The organism is Paraburkholderia sp. GAS448 (assembly GCF_050435685.1).
Classification (GTDB): Bacteria; Pseudomonadota; Gammaproteobacteria; order Burkholderiales; family Burkholderiaceae; genus Paraburkholderia.
Window position 1 is genome coordinate 434,186 of the sequence record NZ_JBNDKT010000001.1, and the last position, 22,958, is coordinate 457,143.

At 60.3% G+C, this 22,958-nt stretch carries 22 protein-coding genes and 1 pseudogene; 11 read left to right on the forward strand and 12 right to left on the reverse strand.

Annotated elements, in window-relative coordinates:
- Positions 1–177 precede the first annotated feature (177 nt).
- From P3T23_RS02045 to P3T23_RS02055, 3 genes are read right to left on the reverse strand one after another with little or no spacing between them, the layout of a single operon-like run.
- Positions 178–1,116: a GGDEF domain-containing protein gene (locus P3T23_RS02045; RefSeq protein WP_429314519.1), complete on the reverse strand. Its 939-nt coding sequence runs from the start codon at positions 1,114–1,116 to the stop codon at positions 178–180.
- Positions 1,113–1,736 (reverse strand): chemotaxis protein CheC, encoded by a 624-nt coding sequence (locus P3T23_RS02050; protein ID WP_133665623.1) that lies wholly within the window; start codon positions 1,734–1,736, stop codon positions 1,113–1,115. Before P3T23_RS02050 ends, P3T23_RS02045 begins: the two co-directional genes overlap by 4 nt.
- Positions 1,729–2,097 carry a response regulator gene (locus P3T23_RS02055; RefSeq protein WP_429314520.1) on the reverse strand — a complete coding sequence of 123 codons (369 nt, stop codon included), beginning with the start codon at positions 2,095–2,097 and terminating at the stop codon, positions 1,729–1,731. The genes P3T23_RS02050 and P3T23_RS02055 overlap by 8 nt, the downstream gene beginning before the upstream one ends.
- A gap of 88 nt (positions 2,098–2,185) precedes the next feature.
- Between P3T23_RS02055 and P3T23_RS02060 the strand changes: the two genes are divergently transcribed.
- From P3T23_RS02060 to P3T23_RS02070, 3 genes are all read left to right on the forward strand, one after another.
- Positions 2,186–2,317 carry a hypothetical protein gene (locus P3T23_RS02060; RefSeq protein ID WP_429314521.1) on the forward strand — a complete coding sequence of 44 codons (132 nt, stop codon included), beginning with the start codon at positions 2,186–2,188 and terminating at the stop codon, positions 2,315–2,317.
- 475 nt (positions 2,318–2,792) lie between these two features.
- A complete protein-coding gene (locus P3T23_RS02065) occupies positions 2,793–5,054 on the forward strand; it encodes an ATP-binding protein (RefSeq protein ID WP_429314522.1) in 2,262 nt (753 codons plus the stop codon).
- 246 nt (positions 5,055–5,300) lie between these two features.
- Positions 5,301–6,332 (forward strand): hypothetical protein, encoded by a 1,032-nt coding sequence (locus P3T23_RS02070; protein ID WP_429314523.1) that lies wholly within the window; start codon positions 5,301–5,303, stop codon positions 6,330–6,332.
- 113 nt (positions 6,333–6,445) lie between these two features.
- Here P3T23_RS02070 and P3T23_RS02075 read toward each other — a convergent pair.
- Positions 6,446–6,580: pseudogene (locus tag P3T23_RS02075) on the reverse strand (NADPH-dependent FMN reductase); the annotation flags it as partial.
- Positions 6,581–7,194: 614 nt separating this feature from the next.
- Here P3T23_RS02075 and P3T23_RS02080 point away from each other — a divergent pair.
- Entirely contained in the window at positions 7,195–7,401 is a 207-nt protein-coding gene (locus tag P3T23_RS02080) for a hypothetical protein (RefSeq protein ID WP_429314524.1), read from the forward strand.
- Between the two features lie 80 nt (positions 7,402–7,481).
- Positions 7,482–7,652 carry a hypothetical protein gene (locus P3T23_RS02085; RefSeq protein ID WP_429314525.1) on the forward strand — a complete coding sequence of 57 codons (171 nt, stop codon included), beginning with the start codon at positions 7,482–7,484 and terminating at the stop codon, positions 7,650–7,652.
- Positions 7,653–7,689: 37 nt separating this feature from the next.
- On the opposite strand, the gene P3T23_RS02090 is transcribed toward P3T23_RS02085, so the two are convergent.
- Complete coding sequence (locus P3T23_RS02090; RefSeq protein WP_429314526.1) at positions 7,690–7,935, reverse strand: DUF6723 family protein; 246 nt, start codon at positions 7,933–7,935, stop codon at positions 7,690–7,692.
- A gap of 57 nt (positions 7,936–7,992) precedes the next feature.
- Entirely contained in the window at positions 7,993–8,277 is a 285-nt protein-coding gene (locus P3T23_RS02095) for a hypothetical protein (RefSeq protein ID WP_429314837.1), read from the reverse strand.
- 982 nt (positions 8,278–9,259) lie between these two features.
- Here P3T23_RS02095 and P3T23_RS02100 point away from each other — a divergent pair.
- Both P3T23_RS02100 and P3T23_RS02105 read left to right on the forward strand, forming a co-directional pair.
- Positions 9,260–9,868 (forward strand): RNA polymerase factor sigma-70, encoded by a 609-nt coding sequence (locus P3T23_RS02100; protein WP_429314527.1) that lies wholly within the window; start codon positions 9,260–9,262, stop codon positions 9,866–9,868.
- Positions 9,855–10,058, forward strand: coding sequence for a zf-HC2 domain-containing protein (locus P3T23_RS02105; RefSeq protein WP_429314528.1), 204 nt, complete (start codon positions 9,855–9,857; stop codon positions 10,056–10,058). The genes P3T23_RS02100 and P3T23_RS02105 overlap by 14 nt, the downstream gene beginning before the upstream one ends.
- Positions 10,059–10,071: 13 nt before the next feature.
- On the opposite strand, the gene P3T23_RS02110 is transcribed toward P3T23_RS02105, so the two are convergent.
- Positions 10,072–10,362, reverse strand: coding sequence for a DUF1272 domain-containing protein (locus P3T23_RS02110; protein WP_429314529.1), 291 nt, complete (start codon positions 10,360–10,362; stop codon positions 10,072–10,074).
- A 357-nt stretch (positions 10,363–10,719) separates the two neighbouring features.
- On the opposite strand from P3T23_RS02110, the gene P3T23_RS02115 reads away from it, so the two are divergent.
- The gene (locus P3T23_RS02115; RefSeq protein ID WP_429314530.1) at positions 10,720–11,685 is read left to right on the forward strand and encodes a sulfonate ABC transporter substrate-binding protein; all 966 of its coding nucleotides are present in this window, start codon (positions 10,720–10,722) and stop codon (positions 11,683–11,685) included.
- 58 nt (positions 11,686–11,743) lie between these two features.
- Here the strand turns inward: P3T23_RS02115 and arsC are convergent, their stop codons facing one another.
- The gene (gene arsC, locus P3T23_RS02120) at positions 11,744–12,103 is read right to left on the reverse strand and encodes an arsenate reductase (glutaredoxin) (protein WP_429314531.1); all 360 of its coding nucleotides are present in this window, start codon (positions 12,101–12,103) and stop codon (positions 11,744–11,746) included.
- A gap of 1,072 nt (positions 12,104–13,175) precedes the next feature.
- Between arsC and parA the strand changes: the two genes are divergently transcribed.
- Both parA and P3T23_RS02130 read left to right on the forward strand, forming a co-directional pair.
- The gene (gene parA / locus P3T23_RS02125) at positions 13,176–13,838 is read left to right on the forward strand and encodes a ParA family partition ATPase (protein WP_429314532.1); all 663 of its coding nucleotides are present in this window, start codon (positions 13,176–13,178) and stop codon (positions 13,836–13,838) included.
- Positions 13,839–13,862: 24 nt separating this feature from the next.
- Complete coding sequence (locus tag P3T23_RS02130) at positions 13,863–14,927, forward strand: ParB/RepB/Spo0J family partition protein (RefSeq protein ID WP_429314533.1); 1,065 nt, start codon at positions 13,863–13,865, stop codon at positions 14,925–14,927.
- 73 nt (positions 14,928–15,000) lie between these two features.
- On the opposite strand, the gene P3T23_RS02135 is transcribed toward P3T23_RS02130, so the two are convergent.
- Positions 15,001–16,353, reverse strand: coding sequence for a replication initiation protein (locus P3T23_RS02135; protein WP_429314534.1), 1,353 nt, complete (start codon positions 16,351–16,353; stop codon positions 15,001–15,003).
- Positions 16,354–18,611: 2,258 nt separating this feature from the next.
- Between P3T23_RS02135 and P3T23_RS02140 the strand changes: the two genes are divergently transcribed.
- Positions 18,612–19,814 carry a DNA-binding protein gene (locus P3T23_RS02140; protein ID WP_429314838.1) on the forward strand — a complete coding sequence of 401 codons (1,203 nt, stop codon included), beginning with the start codon at positions 18,612–18,614 and terminating at the stop codon, positions 19,812–19,814.
- A 110-nt stretch (positions 19,815–19,924) separates the two neighbouring features.
- Here the strand turns inward: P3T23_RS02140 and P3T23_RS02145 are convergent, their stop codons facing one another.
- The 3 genes from P3T23_RS02145 to P3T23_RS02155 form a co-directional block, all read right to left on the reverse strand.
- Entirely contained in the window at positions 19,925–20,959 is a 1,035-nt protein-coding gene (locus P3T23_RS02145) for a tyrosine-type recombinase/integrase (RefSeq protein WP_429314839.1), read from the reverse strand.
- 703 nt (positions 20,960–21,662) lie between these two features.
- Positions 21,663–22,058, reverse strand: a complete 396-nt coding sequence (locus P3T23_RS02150) for a DUF2471 family protein (protein ID WP_429314535.1) — start codon at positions 22,056–22,058, stop codon at positions 21,663–21,665.
- Between the two features lie 126 nt (positions 22,059–22,184).
- Entirely contained in the window at positions 22,185–22,814 is a 630-nt protein-coding gene (locus P3T23_RS02155; protein WP_429314536.1) for a helix-turn-helix domain-containing protein, read from the reverse strand.
- Positions 22,815–22,958: the final 144 nt, after the last annotated feature.

Below are 22,958 nucleotides of genomic sequence, written 5' to 3' on the forward strand. Positions count from 1 at the left end.
GACGATCTCCGCTGAAGCGCCCGCTGGCGGTGCTAAGGAAGCCAGCCGGCAGGGCATGCCGTCCGCGCGCGCGGACACGCGCGAAACAATACCGGCAGGGACGCCGGAACGGCGAAAAGTATAACAACCTTTGGACTGCGCCGCAGTTCAGGGGCTGGGATGACCGCCCGGAACCGCTCAGATAAAGGCCACGGAGCGGTTTCGGCCCTGGCGCTTGGCGCTGTAGAGCGCCGCGTCGGCTTCATTGATGAGCACTTCATAGGCCGGCACGCCGGTGCGCGCACACGCGCCGCCGACGCTTGCCGTCACCGGCACTTTCGCGCCCTGCACGTCGACCGGCGTATCGCCAATGGTCTGACGGATTTTTTCAGCGACCAGCATCGCGTCTTCGAGCGGTGTGCACGGCAGCAGCAGCGCAAATTCCTCACCCCCGAAACGCCCGAAAATGTCCTGCACCCTGACCACTTCGGCGACCCGCTGCGCCATCACGCGCAGCACCGTATCGCCAACGACGTGGCCGAACTGGTCGTTGATTTTCTTGAAGTGATCCAGATCGAACAGCAGCACCGACAGATCGCCGCCATAGCGCTGCCAGCGGGTGTATTCGTCGCGCAGCCGGGCCTCGAAATAGCGACGGTTCGCAATGCCAGTAAGCCCGTCGCGATCCGCGTATTCCTGCAGCTTGGCGACCGCCTCTTCGCGTTCGCGCTGCACGATGCTGACTGCGGTGACGTCGGAGATCGTGACACACACGGCAACGATTTCACGTTCGCGCGTGAGCGGCATGAACGTGCAGTCCTGCTGCATGAAATCGACACCACCGGTAATCGGCCGGTCATGGTCGAAGCGGAACAGGTAGGGACGCTGTTCCCACGAACTGAACGCGAAACTGCCGAGCTGGAACACGCTCTCGAGCTTGCGGGTAAGCCACACACGCGGCAACTCGGGAAAACTGGCGAAAATCGACTTGCCGACCACCTGTTCCGCCGACAACCCGCTGTGGTCGTGCATAAAACGATTCCACATCAGAACCTTCATCTCGCGGTCGAGCACAAAGATGCCGAAGCCGACACGTTCGACAACCAGATCGCTCAACAACGAGACCGTTTCATTCATAAGCTGGAAAGCAGCGCATCGAGCGCCTCATTCATGTGACGGATCGAATCTTCCGTCATCAACATCACAAGATGCGCACGGAAGCTCTGGTCTTCCAGCGCGAAATTCACTTCGACCAGCAGCGCGACTTCCCAGGCCAGCACGTTGGCCTGGAACACCTCGTCGAGCGACATCGCCGCGCCGAGCAGCCCCGGCGCCGAAAACACCGGGGTGCGGCCCAACTGGTCGAGAATGCACGACACGCAGGCGCCCGTCAGGATGTTCGCGACGTCGTAGACCAGTTCTTCCTGCGAGACCGTCTCGTACGCGGAACCGACATACGGATCGTTCACGAGCGCGCAAAGCTGCGCGATGCTGCCGCTGCGGCAGATCACCAGTGCCTCGCCCTTGATATCGGAGCGGAATCCCTGCCGGACGGCCGTGACTGGCTCGTCGATGCCCGTCATGTCGCGCAGCGTGTTGGCGGCCTCGCGCACGGCAACCACCCGCACGCGGGGTACCGACAGCTCGATGAAGGTATCGAGCAGAGTCGCGAGACGGGTCGCGGCCTGGCCCATCGCCAGGTTGGCGACCTCCTGCAGCGCGTCGCGCTGGTCTTCGTTGAGGACTGGCTCAGACATACAACCCGTACTCCTTGAGGATGGGTAGTAGCACCTCGGGGGTCACCGGCTTCGCGACGAACGCGATCGCACCGAGGTTGCGCACACGCGCTTGCGCCATCGGCTGGACGTCCGCTGACACGACAATCACGAACGTGTTGAGATCCTCATGCTGTAGCGCTTCCAGTACCTGAAACCCGGTCATGTCGGGCATGGTCAGGTCGAGGAACATCACGGAAGCCTTGCCCGCGCGATACAGTTCGAGCGCCTCAATACCATTCGACGCATAGGCGATCTCGATGTCCCAGTCCGCCGGAAGTGCTCGGGTGAGCACCTTGCGGGCGAGGAGTGAATCGTCGGCGATCACAATGGGCAAGGGCATGGTGGCGGGTCTGAAGACAGGATAGGCTCGTGCGCGTTAACGGCAGAATTCAGCCATTCTTTAGCCTGCCGGCCTGGCAGCGCGAGAGATGAGCGGAAGCAGGGTCGAACTGGCGCACGCCTGCGGCGCCGTGTATGGCGAAAGCGGCGTGCGCACGACAACGCGCGCGGGCGCGAAGGACAACGACGATGTCCGGCATGTTCGACTACCCCGTACGTGAACCAACGCGGTAGCGGACACCGGATAACCGATGCTTCATGCCCCGCGCGCATTTCCGCGAAGCCTGTTTAGCACGCATTAAACGCGCAATAACGGACGGGCTCTCGCGGCAGATACGTCCGAACATGGCGGACGCATTAATTTTGTGGACTGATTTTCGAAGTAAACAGGCGAAAAGGCAACCCGCCAAAATCGTATCAGCGATTAAAATCGACCCGTATTATTCGCCATCGAATATAAATTCTTCGCACCAAGACAATGAATTCCGGTTTTTCTACTTTTGTGTACGTTTGCGCTTCCAGATTCGTCGCTGTTTCGAAAAAATCCGGCTAAAACACGAAGTCTTGCGGGGAAATGAGATGGATTTGTCCTCCAATGGCCCCGGGCGCCGGTTTCTTCTCGTTTATGATGTAAGCGGTAATGCCTCTACCCGCCGCCCGCGCACCCGTTTCTGACGACCTCCAGCCCTACCGACGATGATTTCTGACCGGCCCGACCTGCGTCACACGAGCCGTCCCCCTTCGAACCGGCAAAGCGAAGCAGTATTTCCAACCGTCCCCGAACATCATTTCGCGGTCCGGCGCATCACGCTGATCGTTCTGCTGGTCGCGACCATCGTGCTGCCCTGCGTGTATGTGGCGGCGATGGCGTACAGCAACCTGAAGGCGCGCGAAGCCGAGGCAACCGATGCCGCGTTGCGCACCGTTCGCGTCGCTGAAGAACACGCACTGAAAGTCTTCGACATGAACGAAGCGCTCGATGCGCGCATCGTCGACCTCATCAAGAACCTCGATGACGACGCCATTCGAGAAAACGAAGCCGATATTCACGAAAAGCTCCGGACGATGGGTGGCGGCTATCCGCAGGTCGCCGCGGTATCGATTTTCGGGCGCGACGGCATATTGCTCGCGAGCAGCCGGTTTTATCCGGCGCCGCGAATATCGATCGCCGAACGCGACGATTTCACCGGCGTGCGCGACAACAAGGCCATCGAACACATCTCGAAGGTGATGGCTGGCCACGTGGCGGGCGAGCAGGTGTTCAACACTGGCGTCGCACGGCACGACGCGAACGGCCAGTTTGCAGGCATCGTCTCGGTCGCGCTGCGGCCGACTTACTTCAGCGCTTTCTATCGGGAACTGCTCGGTGGCGAAGACGCCCCGATGACGCTCGGCCTCACGCGTTCCGACGGCGCCGTGCTTGCACGATTTCCGCCGAAGCCGCGCGAGGCCGCAACCGTTACACCGCACACCCCGTTCGCCGACGCCCTGGCGGAAAGCCGCCGCGCAGGCGTCGTGCGAATGCCCGCCGCCGGCAGCGAAGGCGGCCTGATCCTGGCGTTTCGCCGCGTAGGCTCCTATCCGGTGTACGTATCGTGCGGCTATCGGACGTCGGCGATCTGGGCCGGCTGGTACCGGTATCTCGGTCTCCTGATCCTGTCGATGTTCACGCCGTCGATCGTGCTGTGGTGCGTGATCTGGCTGTCGCTCAAACGGCTCGGCGCCGAGGAAGAGGCGTGGGAACGCTGGCAGGCGGAAGCGTCGATGCGCCGGTCGATCGAATCCGCGTATCGGCAGTCGCGCAAGATGGAAGCGCTCGGAAATCTGGTCGGCAGCGTCGCCCACGACTTCAACAACCTGCTGATGATCATTTCGACCAATGTGCAGATCGCCCGCCGGCGCGGCGCGCCTGGGCTCGACCGCGAGCTGTCGGCGGTGGAGCGGGCACTGAAGAGCGGCCAGTCGCTGACGCGGCAATTGCTCGGCGTCGCGCGCAAGCAGCCGCTGCGCAACGAGACGATCGCGGTCGAGCGCTGGCTGCCGGCGTGCCGCGAGCTGCTGGACGCGTCGCTCGGGGCGAAGGTCGCGCTCGTGACCGACGTCGACGCCGGGGTCTGGTCGATGAGGGTCGACGTCGCGGAACTCGAACTTGCCTTGATCAACATCGCTGTCAACGCGCGCGACGCGATGCCAAACGGCGGCCGCTTCACCGTGCGCGCCAGCAACATCACCTTCCGGCACGAAGATGGCATCCCGCTGACGGGCGATTTCGTGCAGCTGTCACTCGAAGACACGGGTGTCGGGATGCCATCCGAGGTGCTCGCGCGCGCGTTCGAACCACTCTTCACGACCAAGCCGAAGGGCATGGGCACTGGCCTCGGCCTGCCGCAGGTCTTTGCCTTCTGCGAACGCTCCGGCGGCCTCGCTGCCATCGACAGCGCGACCGGCGCGGGCACCTCGGTACGACTGTATTTGCCGCGTGCCAAAGGCGCGCCGGAAGCAGCGCGGTCCGTCGAGCCGCGTACCGAAGAGACGCCTGCGCCGAACGGGCTGCGCATCCTGCTGGTGGAAGACAACGAGGAAGTAGCGGCCGGCACCGAAGCGCTGCTACAGATGATGGGCCACCAGGTGACCTGCGTGTTCAATGCCGACACTGCGATGCGGCTCTTCGACGACGCGCACGCGAAGCAGGCGAGCACCGGCGAACCCTTGCCGTTCGATATGGTGATCTCCGACGTCCACATGCCCGGCGCGATGAACGGCATCGATCTCGCGGAGGCGGTGCTGTCGTTCAGGCAGAAGCTGCCGGTGATACTCGTGACGGGCTACGCCGAAGAGCTGGAGCGTGCCCGTCACGTGGACGTGCGCGTCCTGTCAAAGCCCTTCGATATCGCCTTGCTCGACAAGATCCTTCAGACAATTCAGAGCGATCTCCAGTCGACCCAGCCTGCCGGGTAACTTCCGGCTTCGCGGCGCACGTCTGCCGCACACCCGAATTACCTGACGTTTGTAAAAGCGCGCCGGCAGGGCAGCGGGCGCGCCGCAACCCGACATGCCGATTACGTAAGCAGGAAGGCTCCACGCGCCGACCCGGCGAGTCCGGCATGATCGTTGCGGTTACCTGATCGATTGGACGGCGGCGTGATGACGCATCGCCCGGTCCGGATCCACCGGACCGATCCGACGAAAATCGAGGAGGCAACCATGCAATACACCGTGATCGGATTATTTGACACCTACGCTCAAGCAGAAGGCGCGCGGGACACGCTCGTTCAGACCGGGTTCCCCCGCGATGCCGTCGAACTTCAGGCGAATCCCGAGCCGCCGCCCGCTGCGGGCGTGGATCCGGAAGCCGCCAGCCACAGCTTCATGATCAACATCGAGCGCTTCTTTGCGAACCTGTTCGCATCGGGACCGCGTCCCGAAGACAGCGTACGCTACACGGAAGCCGTCAGGCGGGGCGCAGTGCTGGTGTGCGTGAGCGTGGCGAGCGAATCTCACGCCGAACTGGCCCGTCGCACGCTGGCGAATCTTGGCGCCACGGACATCGGGGAACGCCCGCCCAGCTGGGATTCGCCGATGGAGTTCCCCGACGATGGCCGCGAGCGTTCGATGCTCGATGAGCTGGGTATAGGCGCGGCTGCGTCCGTGCCGCCCACTGTGCGGCGCCCGTATGAACCTGTTTCGGCGGTGTCCCGACCGATACACGATCCTCTTTCACCCCCTCCCCCGGTTCCTCCTGCGACCACCCGACAGCCGCTGGATCTGCTCGATCCCAATGATCCGCGCAATGCTGCGGAACCTGTGCAAGTCGAGCCTCGCGAACTGCCGCCCGTTCGCCCTGCACCGCGGATGGATCAGCCCGCTGCAAGGGCTGTCGCGACTGCCGCAGCGCCTGGATCCGGTGCGTACATGACTCCCTCTGCGCCACCTGCGGGCAGTGGCGGCATCGGCGCACCGATCCCCGATGAATTCCTCGAATATGAAGAGGATTTCCGCGGTCACTACGACGAGCAATTCGCCAAAGAGGGGACTCGCTACGAAGACTATTCGGGCGCGTATCTCTATGGCGCGAAGATGGGACAGGACATACGCTACCGCGATCGACCTTGGGACGACGTCGAGCCGGAAGCACGCCGTGACTGGGAAGCCACGCCTCAGGGCGATACGTGGGAGCGCTTCAAGGCTGCCATCCGCCATGGCTGGGAGCGCGTGACGGGCCACCATCACGTGTGATCGCAGAACATTGCGAGGGACTGACTGTGGGACAGACCGCGCCTCCTCGCTGGCGTAAGCTGGCGGGATCGGGCGCGATCTGCGGTTTATCGCATGAAGCGGCTCGTGCGGATTTATCGCGTTCCGCCGTGTGTCTTGACCCTGGCGACATAACGATCGACGAACGACTGCAGGAATTTTCGCGTGTCGTGGTTGACGATCTTGCCTGTTTCGTCGATCGCCGGGGCATTGTGCTTGATGAACATTTCCAAAATCGAACGAAAAATCGGCGGGTGCAAGCAAGCGAGGTCAACGCCTTCGCGAGCTACCTGTTGGTCGAGTCGCGACGCAGGCTGCGACGGTAACCGCGATCTGATAGGCCATATTCGTTTCCTCAGTTTGTGCGCATAAACCGAGCAACGGTCCGAAGTGACAATCATAGGCGGTCAACGCATCGCGTAACTTACAGGGATCAAAATCGGCTGGGCGCGCCGCAGTTCACAAGTACCCGCGGCGGCATCGACGGCGTGCGTGTGGGGGTCGCATCTTGCGCGGCCGGTGGACAACTTGACCAATGCAAAAGATATCCACAGATTCGTTGAATAACCTTGTGGATAAGTGCCCTCCAAACCTTGCCAGTCAAGGCGCGCTACCGGCATATCTTGCTGGCAGCAATCGTCTTCCGGCCGTTAGCGTCGACAACCCGTCACCGCGAGGCGCCGACGTTACAACTTAAATCTGAACTCGCCACTGGCCGCGTCATCGAACTTTTAAGGTATCGATATTCGAGGGATTGCAAAGCAGATTCCCCTCACAAACTGCAGACGTGTTGTGACCGGACAGTGCTGCCCAGCCGCAGTACGGTATCACGGAGGGTTCAACCATGACACAGAACTATGCAGGCAGATCACACGACGAAGCCGTCGCGGCGCGAAAGGACAAGAAACAGAAAGCGCAGGAGCAGGCCGGCGGCGATATGGCAATCGAAGGCACGGAAGCCGACGCGAAACACAGTTGCGGCGAACTGTCCGAAAAGGGCAAGCAGGTCTGGCGGCAGGGTAGCGGACTCGACGGTGGCGGGAAAATCTAACGGGTAGCTTCGAGCCTGACTGACTGTATGAATCCGGTCAGCGTGACACCGACTGGCAATTATCAACAACAGGAGGCCATATGGCTTACCGACCAGAAGCAACCCGCCCGCTACGCGACAGACGCATCGAATACACGGTTGCTGATGACGCACGCGCGGAACGCCGCAAACAGGATGCGGTGCATATCGATTCAACCGCCGGAAAGTGGCGCTATCGCCCGGTTCCCACCACGCCGAAGATGCCTGAATAATCCAATACGCTCTTCGGCTGGTATGGCGACGCGGTGCTTACTCAGGAAACGCGATGTCCGCGTCGACCAGTTGCCAGCCATACGCTTCGGCGTAGTGCTGTGCCTCGACGGCGCTGGCGAAAAGCGGCATGTCCGCGCGTCCCTGAAAGGGGTAGATGATCCGCTTGTCGCTCAGGCGGATGACCTTCAGGGTCGGCACCGTCCCGCTCGACGTCCGGCATGACGACGCCGCTACGTTGTAATCCGCGCGCGTAATTTCGCGCGCGATCCGATTCTGCTGCATCAATCTCTCCCCAACGTGCATAAAGGCCCTGCATTCAGGCCATCCATCGCAGCTCGTTCAAAGTCCGACAATCGACTGCCCTGCAATCTGTCCGTCGATCACGCGCTCCGCATAACTCGCAGATGCTCGACGCGCTTCCCCGGCAGCCCGGAACGGCACAGGACTCGAAACACGAAATACGCGACTGGCGGTCAACGTATCGTTGTCACCGCGTCGGCAGATTCGCACGGCAGCATCAAAGCCGTTGTCGTAGTGGCGTGAACCGTCGTCGCCGCGCGGCTGATGCGGATAGACAAGCGGGTAAATCTCGAGACCCCGGTAACTTCTGATGGGGTTGTCCATGATGACTCCAGTGATCGTTTTCGCTGTGAGTAGACGAGAACGGCAACATACCGAACGCGTGAGAGACACAGTGACGATGGCGGGCGCGCAAATAGCGTCGGGCAGATAATCCGCTCGATCCGTCATGGCGTCTTTGTGGAACAGCAGACCCGTTTGAATACGAGCCGGTGGGGGAACGAAAGAATCGTGTTCGATCTTGGGATCGTCGATACGCGAAGCTTTTCGCTTCATCGCACGAGCGATCGACGGAGGGAAAGCGGGACAACCCACTGTAACACGTATAGCCTGCGGGCAGTCAGATCCTTTCGGATCGCTCACGACCAGACGGCATAACGAAAAGGGCGCCCACACATGGACGCCCTTTCTTCTATCGGCTCATCGTCTGGTTGTGGCGATGTGTTGCGATCGATGGACAAAGGAAAGATACGCAGTATTGACTTAAAAATTACGATATTGCCACGATATTTTGTCGATTATAGTAATAATTGAATCGATAACTCTGTGTGCTCCTGGTGCCGGCCAGCTCTCTACTTCCGGGCCATGACCGCAGGCAGGGGCTGGGATCGGCATGCTTGACCGCGCCGCGAGAGTTACGAAACAGGCAATAATCTAGTGTCGACGCGAGTCTTGCCGACGGCAACCGCCCACGAAAATCTGCAACCGCGTTGTCATAAATCCATCGGTCGTCCGACTCATCCCAATTGAGTGGTCGAGTCGTAACCCAGCGGGAAGGCACAATTCCCGTTCGCGTCTCGGAAAACGTGCGAGAGAATGACTGGCTGACGAGCCCGAGCCGACACCACCCAATCATGAACATGATCGATCGTCCACCCAGCAACCATCGCAACCATGCGACCACTTCGACGAGCAGCGCTGAACGTTACACCCAGGAGCACACGACGCATGCCCCTGAAGGGTCCCGTTCCGGTTCCCGCTGGGCAACCAGGTTGTGGCGTTGGGCCACCTGCCAACGGTGGCTCGCATGACGACGGCATCACGTCCCGCGTTGGACGATCCCGTTTACCTGACAAAGCTTCGGCGCGACCTGTTGCGCTTCGCCCGTCTGCAGTTACGCGACGCGGCTGCGGCCGAAGACGCGGTCCAGGAAGCACTCGCCGCGGCGTGGACGCAGGCCGACCGCTTTTCGGCGCAGTCGGAGCACAAGACGTGGGTGTTCGGAATCCTGCGCCACAAGCTGGTCGACACGCTGCGAGCAAGACAACGCACCGTCAACCTGTCGGCGCTCGAATCGGAACTCGACGAAGAATCGCTGCTCGACCGCGAACTGTTCAAGGACAACGGCCACTGGTCGGCGCAGGCGAAGCCGCGACCATGGCCGACGCCCGAAACAGCGTTGCGTCAGCAGCAGTTCTGGCAGTTGTTCGAGATGTGCCTCGAACACTTGCCGGAGCACATCGGACGCGTATTCATGATGCGGGAGTTTCTCGATCTGGAGACCACCGATATCTGCACCGAACTCGGCATGACCGCGAATCATTGCAGCGTCCTGATCTACCGCGCGCGGTTGCGGCTACGCACGTGCCTGAGCGAGAAGGGCTTTTCCAGCGAGGATGCGAATGGGGAAGTGTAAGAACATCACGCGCCTGCTTTCCGACGCGCTCGACCGGCCATTGACGGTTGGGGAGTGGGTCTCCATCCGGCTTCATCTGCCGACGTGCAGCGGCTGCCGCAACTACCGCAAGCAGATCAGCCTGCTGCGCACGGCATCGCGCGAAGCCAGCGGCATCGCACGCACCAGTGAGACCGGCGGCGACGAATGACGCACGGTGTGCATCAACGCTCATCGGGCGGCGTCGAGCGATATCGTTCGAAGAAGCGGGCGTGAGACGCTTCGTCGATACGGATGTCATGGCGGTCTTCGCTTGCGGGATGTTTCGCGAGCATCGCTTTCGGACGGATCGGCCGAGGCTGGAAATTGCCGCCGCAGTTTGGGCACACGTTGCGCAGTAGCGTCAGCGCACAGACTTCGCAGAAAGTGCATTCGTAACTGCAGATCATCGCGTCCGATGCGTTCGCCGGCAGGGTTTTGCCACAGCCTTCGCAGGAGGGTCTCAGTTCGAGCATCGTTGTGCTCCGCATGGTGAACAGAAAGCGCGACTGCGTGAACGCAGTTCACGCCTCGTCGACTGGTTCAGTCTAGCGGTGTTGCGTGTCCGTGATGCGCCAGTCATCGCTCAATTGCTGCCAGGCCCGCGGAGCGCGGAACAGGTCGATTGTAGCGGGCACTGAATACAGCGACATCGAAGCTGCCCGCCGCGTGCGAATCGCCGACGTGCTGTTCGAGCGCGCAATGCCTCGCGCGCGCGGCGAGATCCGTGATTTGCTTATGCGAATCCATCGGTTCGCTTTTCGCTGCACGCGCCTTATCGTTGGGCGCAACCGGGCCGCTTCGCGTCCGTCCCAACTTCGAAGTCATCGCTTATGTCACGATCCTTGCCGTTGACGCGCCGTGCGTTCCTCGCCGGCGTAGGGGCCTCGCTGGTAACTGCAGCCCTGCCCGTCTTCGCAGATACGCGCGCTAAAGAACTCCGTATCGGATACCAGAAAGCTGCCAATACGCTGGTGCTGCTCAAGTCGCATCAGACGCTTGAAAAGCGGCTCGCGCCGCAGGGCATCACGGTCAAATGGACAGAGTTTCCAGCCGGCCCGCAACTGCTCGAAGGGCTCAATGTCGGCGCGATCGATTTTGGGTATGTGGGCGAAGCGCCGCCCGTCATCGCGCAGGCAGCCGGCGCGAATTTCGTCTACACAGCGTATGAAATTCCGACGCCACACGCCGAGGGCATTCTAGTGCGCCAGGACGCGCCGATCAGATCGATCGCCGATCTGAAGGGGAAAAAAATCGCCTTGAACAAAGGCTCGGATGTGCACTGGTTCCTGGTCGCCGCGCTCCAGAAAGCCGGTGTTAAGTACACTGACGTCCAAACAGTCTTCCTGCCGCCGGCCGACGCACGCGCCGCGTTCGAGCGCGGCGCCATCGACGCGTGGGCCATCTGGGATCCCTTTCTCGAGGCGGCGAAACGACAGTCGAATGCGCGCTTGCTCGCGGACGGCTCCGGCATCGTGAGCCATCACCAGTTCTTCCTGAGTGCGCGGCCATACGCGCAACAGAATGGCGACGTGCTCGCGAGCGTGCTCGACGAAGTCGGCAAGGAAGGCGACTGGGTACGTGGCCACTATGCCGAGGCGGCCGCGCAACTCGCACCGATCCAAGGCCTCGACGCGAGCGTGATCGAGACGGGGCTGCGGCACTATGCCCACGTCTTCAAGCCTATCGACGCCCAGGTCCTCGCCGAACAGCAACGCATCGCGGACACCTTTACCGAACTGCGCATCATCCCGACGAAGATCGTGACGAAAGATGCGGTGCTTGCGGTGAGGGCGTAATTTGCGGGCTGGCGCGTGAGCGGAGCAGGTTAGCGCACCCGGCTTCGGGCGGAAACGTCTAGCGGAAGAGCGCCTCGATGGCCTCGGGCGGGCGCCCAATGACAGCGCGCCCGTCTCTCACGACGATCGGCCGTTGCAGCAGGACCGGATGGCGTTCGATTGCTTCGTATAACTGAGCGTCAGTCAACGCGGGATCGGCAAGACCGAGGTCTTTGTATTCCGGCTCGGTGTCTCGAAGCATATCGCGCACCGGGCACGCCAGCATCTTGTTGAGTTGCTTCAGTTCCGAAACGGTGAGCGGGTTCCTTAGATACTCGACGACGTCTACCGGTTCTTTCGCCTCGTTATAGACATCCGCGACGAGGTCGCACGCGCCGCGCGATTTCGAACACCGTGGGTTGTGATAGATCGTGATCATGGTTGACTAAGGTTCGGTTGGTTCGTGAAGGCTCACGGAAGCATGGATTTTAGCGGCTCGGGAGAGGCGGCCGGAGATCATGGCTGACTTAAGCGCGTTGCCCTCATTGGGTGCGGAATGACGGAGAGGTTATCTCGTCGCGTTTGTGACTGGTTTCCGTAGCTCAAGGATTTTGTTCATGAACAGGAATCGCGAGGCAAACCAGGTTTCGCGTGGCGACGCCGATCGAATGACATCTCAGCCTGAATCCGGCCGTGGACTAAGCACGCTGAAGTGCACAGCTTGCTATTGAGTTCAATGTCTGGCCCGTCCGACACTTCTCACGTTCCGCCCGTTTCGCACGCTGTCTGAGACTTCTCGTCTCTCGATGCGCCGGTTGAGCTGCACCATCAACGGACTTTGCGGACGCGAATACCGCGTGGTACGACCCGTCACTCAGAAGGTCCGTGCCTGTACTTATATTTGCTGCCCTGTTCGCGCTCGATGAAGGAGCGGCCAATTGCCGTGAGCAAGGCAGCGATGCGATCCCGAGGAACCGGTTGGTCGCCTGCCCGGTATCGAGACGCGTGCGAAGCGTCTCGTTTTCCGTCACGTGCGAAAGCACGATCGACGTGTTGGGCAGATGTCATCTGTTCCGACTACTCCACATTAGTGCCAGGCCACCATCGCAACCAGAATCCAGGCGCTCCTTGCCTTGGAGCGAGATCGGCTGCCGATGGAAGTTTATGCGCATAAAGCCGGCTCATCGAACACCGTCCCAGCTACGCATTTTCGAGAGAACAGGCCCAATTCGCCCCGCGGTCGAAGCATACGTACCGACGCAGGCTAAATACCGGCGAATGAGGGGCCTCGCGCCTCACAAGCAAGCCGAAGTTTCGTCACCTTGCTCGTCATGAGATCCGGAGCACCCGTGACAAAACAGCTTGCAGCTGATCATCGCTAAATCACCGAGGTCTGTTTATGCGCATAAACCTTGGCCAACTGGCTATTGGTCGCATTCAAACAACGAAAATGATTGAAATAGAAATTCATCACGGTAAAATCCATCAGCGTCTAAAAAGGAGGTGAAGAATTGGCAGCTGAAATCATCGCGGTCACGCAACAAAAGGGTGGGGTCGGCAAGAGCACCATTGCGATGCATCTGGGCGCCGCCTTCCACGAAAAAGGCAAACGCGTTCTGGTTGTGGATGCCGACGGCCAAAACACCCTCGTGCACTGGGCCAGCGCCTCCTCCGACAGCGAATCCGGTATTCCCTTTCCCGTTGTCAATCTGTCCGAGGCGGGAGGACAAATCCATCGGGAGATCAAGAAGTTCGTCGGCGACTACGACATCATTGTCGTTGACTGCCCACCATCGATCACGGAGAAGGTCTCCGGTGTCGTATTGCTTGCCGCCACGGTCGCCGTCCTTCCCACCTCATCTTCGCCTGCCGACTATTGGTCCAGTCTCGGCCTCGTCAAGCTCGTTCAACAGGCGCAGGTCATGAACGAAGATCTGCGTGCGGTGTTCCTCCTTAACAAGACCGAAGAGAAGCGAATGCTGACGCGTGAGCTAAAGCGTGCGCTGGAAGGACTCGGCTTTCCTTTGCTGAAGACCCAGATTCCGACCCGTGAGGCCTACAAGCAGGCGATGGCGCTCGGACAAACCGTTCTACAGATGAACGACCGCGGGGCGAAACTCGCTAGCTATGAGATAAGGGCGTGCGCCGATGAAATCGCCGCCTTGCTACCCTGAATTTATGCGCATAAAGGACCCTGAATGAAACCCTCTCAATTTGCTAAAGGCTTCCAGGCACGTCCGGACACGACCAGCAGTGAAAAACGCACCGCACTCGATCGACTTAACGCGATCGACGGTCTGGTTCAGCGCAACGTGCCAAAGACCCCGGATCTCACGGACCGACCCAGCCAACCCGATATCAAGCTGGTTCAGGAAGAGGCCGACGAAACTCAGTCGTTGAGCGAGTCTCCGGCATATCATGTCTGGCGCGTCGAGCATGGCTATCGTCCGGGACAAGTCATCGAGCTTGCGCTGAAGGCCATCAAACCGAGTCCGTTTAATCCCCGGCACTTCTACCTGAAGTCGTCGATCGCGGAACTCGCCGTCAATCTGGCGAAGCAGGGACAGCAGCAGGCAATCCACGTCATCCCCGATTACGACAACCCCGGCACCTATTACGTCAGCGACGGCGGTCGCCGTGTTCGCGCACTGAAGGAAGCGAACAAGGAGACGGTCAAGGCGATCGTCATCGATCTGCCGATCGGCATCCAGAGCTACAAGCTAGGCTACGATCTCAACGTACAACGAGATTCGCAGACGGTCTTCGATAACGCAGTAGTCTGGAAGCGCTTTCTGGAAGACAAGCATTTCCAGAGTCAGAAGGAACTTGCCGAGCACCTTGGCCTCGACGAATCGACGGTTGCCGTCGCATTGTCGATCGCGAAACTTCCAGAACCTGTCATGCATGAGATGGTCGCCCGGCCGGATCGTTTTGGTTCGAACATGGCCTATCAGGTCGGTCGGTATCACAGCGCGCGCGGTGCCGACGCAACACTGCGTCTGATCAACAAGATCCTGTCCGACGATCTAAGCACGCGTCAGGTCGCGGACATCGTCAAAGGTCGCGCCACTGCGCAGGAAAGCACAAAACCCGCAGGGCGCCAGCGCTACGCACAGCGACTCGACATCAAGCTCGACGGCGTTGCGGTGGGGGATTTGAAGTCGTACGGGGATGATCGACTGGAACTCCGGCTGCGCGGTCTGTCTCGCGAGAAACGCGACGACATCCTCAAGCAGCTTGAGCAGATGTTGTTGTCGAAATAACGGAAATCGGGCCGAAGACGTGCCCGGTAACCAACTTCAGGCTTCAGGCACCGCCTTCACGGGAAGCACCGTATCAGGCGGCCCTCGACTGGCTCAATGTGAAAGAGAGCAAATCGCCGTCGGTGGGTTCGCCCCAGGTCTTGTGGGCAAGCCAATCAAAGAACGCCGTTTCAGCCAGCTTCGAATCGAGGCCCCGGCGACGCCAGTCGTCACGCATGTGCGTGCCCAAAGTCGGGAGTTCATCGTTTTCGAATGACTGACGCGCCAACTCCCGCTCCGACTCGCCTTGCTCGTCGTAAAGCGCCCGAGCTTCCTTGCGCCGATATGCGGAGTATTCGCCGAGCAGTCGCGCCTTCAGGTCGTCCGCAGGCACTGCTGCCGCTCCACCCTTGCTGCCGCCAGCCGAAGGCAACGCATCGACCGGTGGCGCATAACCCTTCTTCAACGCGTCCTTGAAGAGCGCGGGCGCACTGCGCACGGGCGGCAACGTCGTGCTGCGCATGCGCTGTTCGGTCATCTGCAGCGCGGCGCGAATCCGGTTTTCCTCACTATCGGCGTAAAGCGTCTGTGCTTCCTTCAACGGAATGCCGATTTTGACCATCCGGTCGACGAGCGTGCTGTCGAAAACGTTAGGATGTTCGTCGAGCGCGAGCATCGGTTGCTTTCGCTCCGTCACCCGGAACTGGATCTCAGCGACACGACGGCCTTCGCGATGTTCGATCAACTCGACGAAGATGTTCGTTACCGCGTTCACCTCGGCGATCGCCGGGCGCAGATAGTCGCGTTTGAAGTATTTATATTCCCGTTTGGCCTCGTCACCGGCTTCGGTATCCGGCGTGCCCGAGAGAATAGGGCGCCACCACTCCCACGACTCACGCATCGTCAGATGGCTGGGATTCGTTAGATAGCGAACACAGATTTCATACAGCGCGAGGCCCGCGCTACTGCGCAACTGGCTCTGGAACTGCAGACTCAGACGCGCGTACTGCACCGGATCGAGCAGTTTCTTTTTGATCTTGGGCGCGAACGAGAATTCGACCCACACACGGCGAGTCGCAGGATCTTCGAGAATTTCGGCGTCGGCGATCAGTGTGGAGATACCCCACTTACGGCCAGGCTTCTGGCTCGACGTCCCCGTGCTCCATTCCACCTGGACGGACACCATCCGGCGCAGGTGCTCCTTGACCAGAGCGGTATCGTTCGAATCGAAAGCCGAGTTCGCGACGATGTCAGAAAGCAGGGCGCGGTAGGTATCGCCTGATTCGTCCGCCTGCTGTGCAACCGCGAGCAGCACGTTGAACAGTTTACGGGTGAGCAGCGTGATTTTGCCGCTCTTGGGCTGAATGGCGATCGCCTCTACAGCTTTGCGTAGTTCCGCAGAGCTCGGGCTCACCACATCGGTCTTCTTCGCGCGCTTCGTGGCCATGCGTCGGGTCGAGGAGGGATTTGGCGAAAGGATACCGGCTGCGGTGATGCGCGTCTACAGGGACTCTCTCACCGTTCCCGGTGAAGCGTGTTTACGAATCTCGACTCACCTCGAGTTAGTCCCGAAAATGCTCACCTTATCCATATAGCAATCAATCCGTGCAGCTTTGCGCGTCGCGGGATCGACAAACGTGCCCAGAATCGAAGCATCCACAAGGCGCTCCTTCGGCTCCCGTATCGACTCACCTTTAGGCTTGTCGCAATTTTGCGACGGGAATTCCGACCACGAAGAGGTGGTTTAAAACTCCGGCGAGGAGCGTACGCAGCTACACGGTGAACCCCTCGGGACTCGGTCCGTCACCATGACCGCAGCGGAGCCAAAATTGGACTGCGCGTCAGTCGATTCAATTGGTTGTGTGCCGCCCCAAGACCGGAGGAGTACTACGGCCTCAATCGCCTGTGATCACCCAGGTCCGCTCCAACAGCCGCCCTCGAAGCGGCCAGCGACCCAGACTAACGCCCCCTCGCCGCCCGGCCGGTCGTGTTCTTCGGGCGAGACGGCTCATCGTACCGGGAACCGCTCGTGGACAGGCCGCCGGCGCCGCCAGACAGCGGCAAACCGCCTGCAGGTCACAGGCACGCCTCGAACTGCGGATAGCATCTCACGATCCAGGCACGGCGCCGCTCGGCCTCTCGCCTGATCCGCCAGAACGCCGCCTTGCAGACCTTCGCTTCTCCCATTGCGACTGCCCGGAAAACCGACGGTAGCGTGAAGAGACGATTACCAGGCCGGTCCCGGCACCCCGACATCAAACGGCGATGCACAGCAATGGCCGTCGTAATACGCGCAAAGATCGGGGCGCGTGTCGGTTGGTCCTGAAAACTCTCACCTTTGCCAGCCGTGCATGCCTGAAAATACGGGGCTTGCCGCCGCCGAGTGGGCAAAACACCCGCATTTGACTCCCGAAAACTCTCACCATTGGCCCAAAACGGGTGGCCAATCCACCGCCCCCGCCTGCTCCCGAAAACCCTCACCTTTGGTTCGACAAGCGAAAATGTCCAATCATTCCAGGTACTTACCCTCAACTTATTGGCTCCAGGAGCCATTCGACCAGGTCCCGAAAAACCTCACCTGAACCGCACGGCTCCCCCGAATCGCCGAAATCAGGAACGCAACAATCAGGTCCTGAAAAATCTCACCCTTCGATGCTCAGCGACCTCGAATTCGCCCTCACCGATCAACTCCAGGCGTGCTTTCCGTGGAAGTGATCGCAAACTTGCTCCCGAAAATGCTCACCAAAGGCCATCAGAAGGAGAAAAATCCCTCCTGAAAAGGCTCACCTTTACCAGCAATCGGCCAAACGTCCAGGATTTCGCGAGGCTTCGCACTAAACATCCCGAATATCCTCACCCATCGGGGCTGTTGACGAAGATCGTGCCGCCCGGCCGCGCACCCGACCCTTCAAAATCCGGCCGCGACCTCCCGTAAATCCTCACCTCAGCCGCCAGAACGCCCAAAAATCAGCGATTCCGGCCGTTGACTCCCGAAAAAACTCACCTTCGAGTCGCATTTCGTCCTGTGATCGCTCACCAATCGCCTTTACAAGCCCGAATCGGGGCAAAAAAGACGGCTCATTCGACGTCCCGGAACCCCTCACCCCTCAATGTCACTGATTTTTCGGCATGCGCTCCGTACAGACTGGGTATGCGCGCAGTCAGGTCCCGTAGAAACTCACCTTTGCGTTTCCCCTGGTTTTACGACCGCTCCCGAACCCGCTCACTACCTGTCCCGGACCACCTCACCGACGTCCCCGAACCCCATCACTCCAGGATCCTGCATCGCCTCACCACCTCTCCCGTAAAGCTTCACCTCACTTCCCGCAAACCCTTATCTGGAAAGGATTTGCCGTGGCGTTAACGTTTTTAACATGGGTTCAAGGGTGTTTACTTCTACTACTCTCAACAAGAGCCCCGCGAGCTTCCGCAGATAAACCGCACTCCACAACCGTCTCCAGGATATGCAGCCTCGTGAAACAATGCCAAGTGCTTGGGAGGCATCGAAAACCCCTTTCTTTACAGAAGCTTAGCGACTATTCTTCGATTTGTTTCACAGAAAATCCCCATCGTGTAGCACAAGAAGCGGACACGGACAGGAAAAGCGTCGTCAGCACACAACGATTTTCACTGCAGACCCAAATTCGTAGCAAATACTACGTAAATTGTTATGATTCATCGAATCCCAGCTCGCTCGAGACATACATGAATCCAGACGAAGAACGCCAGGCGATCCGCCAGGAACTCGAATCGATGCGCGAAAACGGAGCGCGTCGGCAGGAACTGTCGCTGCATGCATGCAAGCGACTTTTTTTTGACCTTGGAATCCGTCCTTCGATGGCGACGGTGCGCGACCTCACCCAAACAGGTAGCGCGAGCGACATCCCAAAGGACATCGATAGTTTCTGGGAACGGATTCGCTCTGTATCGAAGGTACGCGTCGGTGCTGGTGCGATTCCTAAATCGCTTGAAGATCGGGCGGGCGAACTGCTCGGCGCCCTCTTCCAGGAAGCGATGAGCCACGCCCGTTCGACGTTGGATGAAGACCGCGAATCCATGCAGTCCGAGATAGCGGCTGCCGAACAGAGAATCCGCGAAACCGAAATTCGCCGGGACGCTTCGGAAGAGGCTGTCCAGCGCGCAGAAGCGCGCGCCGACTCCGCATGGAACCGGATCCGCGAACTGGAAGCAGAACGGGCAGCGGCAACGACGCATGACGCCGCCCATCATGAAAGCCTTCAGGCAACAGTCCGCCGTATCGAGGCCGAAAACGAGACGCTGCGCAAACGTCTCGATACCGAGCAAGCGACCAATGCGGGTCTGCGGGATCGCATCGACGCGCTCCACGCCGAATTGCGTCAGAGCACCGAGCACTACGCCCAGCAGATCAAGGACGCCGTTGCCGAAGCCGAACGACGGGTCAAACCCATGCTGGTCGAACTTGATTCGTTGCGCAGCATGGCGGCGACATATCAATCCGGTGTACGCGAAGCAGGTCGCAAGGAATTCGACTTTATTCAGCAGATCGCTTCAGCCAAAGCGCGCGCCGACCGACTGGACGCACAATTACGCGAACAATCGGACGAAATCGATGGGCTGACCACGGAAATCGCGACGCTGCGCGGACAACAGCGCATCGATCCGGCTGTCGCGAGCGTGATCTGTGAGCTCGCCAATGCCGGCCGGCTCACCGCAGACGAACTCTCCAGCATCGGAACCGCGGCTGACAGTCTGGCTTCTCTCCCTCAACGCTGTCCGAAATGCAATGAAGGTGAGCCAGAGCTCTCACACGTCGATCACCGCTACGAATTGCAATGTCCTGAATGCGAACATTCGTCCGGGATGGGCGGCTCCAGACTGGAGGCGATCGCTCGCTTCCTCTCGCCGTCTATTTCCGCGCCCGCGTGAATGCCGCAGAGCGGCTTTCCGGACCTGCCAGCCCATAAGGTGAGACGATTCGGGAGCTCAAAGGTGAGCCGTTGCGGGGGCATCATCTAACCGTGGCGCGCGCCGGCGGGCTATTCCGGCTCTGTCGACGCGGCCGGATTCGGGCCATCAATTGCGCCCGCTTCCTGTTGATCTACCCAGTTTCGCCACGCGCGATGCAGCCGGTTCGCCGATACCGGCTGTATGAAGCCGAGCCACTGGCCAACCAGTTCAGGTGCGACGCCGCTTTCAAACAGGTCCGCCGCGAACGTATTGCGCAGCGTGTGCGGACTTGCACGCGCTTCTCGCGATCGGGCGATGCCCGCAGCTTCGATAAGCGCGTCGACTGAACGCAGCATCGTTGCCTTGTGCATCGGGCGTCCCGATGGGGAGGCCGGAAACACGAGATCGCCCCGCAGGTCGGAGAGTCGTCGCTCAGCGAGCCATGCATCCATGATTGCCACGGCGAATGGAGACAGCCGGGTGCGCCGCGCGAAAGCGGGATTTGCGGCGTCGATCGTGACCCATGGCGACCCTGGACTGACACAACTAACAGCAAGCGCACGAGCCTCGCCGGTTTTTATCCCGCCGCCGAGAAATACCGCGATCAACGCGCGGTCCCGACGTTCCCGCCATCTCGCAGCAGCCGATAGCTCGGTCAACGGCGCGAATAGATGCGCGACCAGGATCGCGCGCTCAGCTAACGTGAGGAAGCCGGTGGGCTCGTTGTCGCGTGCATTGCGCCACGCCGCTTCACCGTCCTGAGCGATGAATCTTGCGGGATTCGTCGAAGCCATTTCGACTTCCCGCACGTGATCGAGCACACGTTCGATCAGTCGCAAATACCTGACGCGCTGCGGTTTTCGAATCTCAAGGCTCGCTACGAAATTAGCGATGGTGCGCGTGTCAACCGTCGTGAGGCTCTTGCGCCGAACCTTCAGCCAGTCGAGAAATAATCCCCACTGCGCGCGATACACGTCTGCGGAAGAACTGCGGAAATTCTGCTTTGCGAGCCATGCGTCGAACGCAATGCGCGGATCGCGGCGCCAGTCTTCACGTTGCTGGTCGAAGAGATCGGCGCGTGGCATCTGCCGGTCGGGCGAGGAGGAAGGGTGTGAAGCGACCATGATCCGAATATCCGTTAGTTGCGTCGAAGTGTAGGTCATCCCGGCTGCGCCTTCCAGTCTCCGTCCGGCACATTTACATTTCAGAAGCCATTTCGCATCCTCGACGCGACGACTGGTTGTAGAGTCGACTCTTCCCCGAACGCTTTGCCTTGCCGTCTTCGACTCCCGGGAGCGCGTTTATGGCCGTTGCGGTACGTACGGTCTGCTTGTACGACCATCCGCCTCGCTATTCTGGGCGCTGAACCGGAACATCTTGCTAAGGATTGCAGATCATATTCGATCGCGTGTTCAAGCTTGTGGCGGTTTGCGCGTTGTTCACCGGGCGAACCCGCCACCTGCCTGGAGAGCCTGCGCCGCTTGTTTTGCAGCGCGCGCTGCCGGATTTCTACGTCGAGCACGAGCTGTACGCATCGATGGAAAGTCCCGTGCAGCGCCGCTGATTCTGAGCGAGCTGCACGGCCACATTCTCGACGTGTTCAACGAATATGGCGTTCAGATCATGTCGCCACACTTCGAAGAGCAACCCGACGCGAACATGGTGGTTCCGAAAAGCGGCTGGTTTCCAGCGCCGGCACGGCCGCCCGCTCAGGTGGGTACTCAGGCAGCTGGGGGGGATGCACCGGCCAGTCGGCCTGCCACGTCAACCCCTACCGGCTCGACCCGCGATAGCGTACAGGAGTCACCGCGCTAAAACAGCGCCGGATCATCCGCCCCACGGCCGTGCCCGGCGACCGGCTACGCCCGTCGCGTGCCTCGCCGCAGCCTGGGATGCCGTACGCTCCGCTTCTTCATACGTGCTGACTGCGAACGCGAAAACAGCCGGCAATGCATTGGACGAGCCGAAGTCCACCGACTCATCCGTTTCCGGATAAGGCAGATCGTCTGGCCGCTGAAACAGCCCAAGCATCAGCGCGTCGTGCCGGCTGGCAAAACCCAGGTCGGCGAGTGCCTCGGCTTCGATTGCATGCAGCAAGCGCCACGTAAGCGGTACCTGCTGCGCGATGTAACGCGCCGCGATATGACGCACGATGTGTTCGAGATCGCGGGCCGCGGCGTTAAAGCGCAGCGCGGCCAGATCATGGTCGTTCGGGTGGTTCATGTTTGGCTCCATCAATCTCTGTATACTGTACAAATATACAGTGTTTGATGCAACCTCAGCCATTCGGCCGAGGCGCGAGCCGGCCCGCATTGCGCTATCGTGGAATGGTTTCTGGCGCGCGGAGGCTTAACCGTGAATCACCACCAGCAGGGCTTTCGCCTCGCCCTTTCCCGCATTGCGTATCGCGTGCGGCTCGTCGGCGATATAGCGCGCCGTGTCGGCGGCTTTCAGCTTGCGCGTCGCACCTGCCGCTTCGATTTCGATCGCTCCCTGCAGCACAGTCAAATGCTCGCGCGTACCCGGCTCGTGCGCATTCGATACCAGCGCTCCGCCCGCCTGCAGCGTCAATTCGTACCACTCGAACTTACCCGCCAGCTCGATCGGCCCCCACACCCGCAACTGATAGCGGGCCTCGTGCCCGCTCAGCGTCGGGATCTCGTGCGGGCCGGAAACGGCAATGGCCTCCGGCGCCTTTTGCTGCGCGAACAGCGAGTCGAGACTGACGCCGAGCGCGTTCGTCAGTCGCCACGCAACTGCGATGGTCGGGTTCGCCTTGTCGCGCTCGATTTCCGACAGCATCGACTTCGATACGCCGGCCGCGCGGGACAGTTCGTCGAGCGTCATCCGCCTTTCGCTGCGCAACCGCTGGATCTGTTCGCCGACGCGCGGCGGCGCAGCAACCGTCGAACCGGACTGCGGGCCGGACGCGGCAGGCGCGGAAAGTGTGGAACTGCGCCGGGTCCCGGAACTTGCCATTTAATGACCTATCGTTTAAAGTTGTTCGACATACCGAATTTTAGTTCGGAAAAACGAATTTGTCCGATAAAGCTGACAGCCGACTATAACAGGCCGCCGGCACGCGGAACACTGTGACGGCGAGATCCGCCGACCCATTCAGGA

Coding starts and splice junctions, on each gene's coding strand:
- P3T23_RS02070 (WP_429314523.1), top strand. CDS start 5,301: ATGCAATACACCGTGATCGGATTATTTGACACCTACGCTCAAGCAGAA.
- P3T23_RS02130 (WP_429314533.1), top strand. CDS start 13,863: ATGAAACCCTCTCAATTTGCTAAAGGCTTCCAGGCACGTCCGGACACG.
- P3T23_RS02100 (WP_429314527.1), top strand. CDS start 9,260: ATGACGACGGCATCACGTCCCGCGTTGGACGATCCCGTTTACCTGACA.
- P3T23_RS02110 (WP_429314529.1), bottom strand. CDS start 10,362: ATGCTCGAACTGAGACCCTCCTGCGAAGGCTGTGGCAAAACCCTGCCG.
- P3T23_RS02135 (WP_429314534.1), bottom strand. CDS start 16,353: ATGGCCACGAAGCGCGCGAAGAAGACCGATGTGGTGAGCCCGAGCTCT.
- P3T23_RS02045 (WP_429314519.1), bottom strand. CDS start 1,116: ATGAATGAAACGGTCTCGTTGTTGAGCGATCTGGTTGTCGAACGTGTC.
- P3T23_RS02155 (WP_429314536.1), bottom strand. CDS start 22,814: ATGGCAAGTTCCGGGACCCGGCGCAGTTCCACACTTTCCGCGCCTGCC.
- P3T23_RS02085 (WP_429314525.1), top strand. CDS start 7,482: ATGGCTTACCGACCAGAAGCAACCCGCCCGCTACGCGACAGACGCATC.
- P3T23_RS02050 (WP_133665623.1), bottom strand. CDS start 1,736: ATGTCTGAGCCAGTCCTCAACGAAGACCAGCGCGACGCGCTGCAGGAG.
- arsC (WP_429314531.1), bottom strand. CDS start 12,103: ATGATCACGATCTATCACAACCCACGGTGTTCGAAATCGCGCGGCGCG.
- P3T23_RS02065 (WP_429314522.1), top strand. CDS start 2,793: ATGATTTCTGACCGGCCCGACCTGCGTCACACGAGCCGTCCCCCTTCG.
- P3T23_RS02095 (WP_429314837.1), bottom strand. CDS start 8,277: ATGGACAACCCCATCAGAAGTTACCGGGGTCTCGAGATTTACCCGCTT.
- P3T23_RS02145 (WP_429314839.1), bottom strand. CDS start 20,959: ATGGTCGCTTCACACCCTTCCTCCTCGCCCGACCGGCAGATGCCACGC.
- P3T23_RS02080 (WP_429314524.1), top strand. CDS start 7,195: ATGACACAGAACTATGCAGGCAGATCACACGACGAAGCCGTCGCGGCG.
- P3T23_RS02140 (WP_429314838.1), top strand. CDS start 18,612: ATGAATCCAGACGAAGAACGCCAGGCGATCCGCCAGGAACTCGAATCG.
- P3T23_RS02115 (WP_429314530.1), top strand. CDS start 10,720: ATGTCACGATCCTTGCCGTTGACGCGCCGTGCGTTCCTCGCCGGCGTA.
- P3T23_RS02055 (WP_429314520.1), bottom strand. CDS start 2,097: ATGCCCTTGCCCATTGTGATCGCCGACGATTCACTCCTCGCCCGCAAG.
- P3T23_RS02060 (WP_429314521.1), top strand. CDS start 2,186: ATGAGCGGAAGCAGGGTCGAACTGGCGCACGCCTGCGGCGCCGTGTAT.
- P3T23_RS02150 (WP_429314535.1), bottom strand. CDS start 22,058: ATGAACCACCCGAACGACCATGATCTGGCCGCGCTGCGCTTTAACGCC.
- P3T23_RS02090 (WP_429314526.1), bottom strand. CDS start 7,935: ATGCAGCAGAATCGGATCGCGCGCGAAATTACGCGCGCGGATTACAAC.
- P3T23_RS02105 (WP_429314528.1), top strand. CDS start 9,855: ATGGGGAAGTGTAAGAACATCACGCGCCTGCTTTCCGACGCGCTCGAC.